Raw genomic sequence first — 390 nt, 5'->3', positions numbered from 1 at the left:
ATTATGCTAGGCTCACACATTGATACAGTACCAGAAGGCGGCAAATACGATGGAGCATTAGGGGTATTGGCAGCTATTGAAGTCGTAAATAGGTTGTATGAGCAACAAATACTCCCCTCTAAAAAGATACAAGTTGTCGCTTTTAAGGATGAGGAGGGAACGAGATTTGGCTTTGGGCTACTTGGTAGTAGTGCGATGGCCGGGCTTTTAACGGAGGAACAATTACAGCACACAGATGAGGCTGGCATTTCCATTGAAGAAGCTATGAAGGAATTCCAATTGTCGCCTTATCCTTTAGTTAATGCTCAACGAAATGACATTAAAGCTTATTTAGAAATGCATATTGAGCAAGGCAAGGTGCTAGAAAATGAAGATATACCTGTAGGTGTT

Annotated in this window: 1 protein-coding gene; it reads left to right on the top strand. The window is 41.5% G+C overall.

All coding sequences use genetic code 11. From position 1 onward, the window contains the following. On the top strand, window positions 1-390 hold a 390-nt coding region (locus KVT27_RS23855; protein WP_217582097.1), incomplete at both ends, for a M20/M25/M40 family metallo-hydrolase.

Origin of the sequence: Lysinibacillus sp. GbtcB16 (assembly GCF_019091145.1) — a bacterium.
Classification (GTDB): Bacteria; Bacillota; Bacilli; order Bacillales_A; family Planococcaceae; genus Lysinibacillus; species Lysinibacillus fusiformis.
This window is presented reverse-complemented; position numbering and strand designations above follow the sequence as displayed.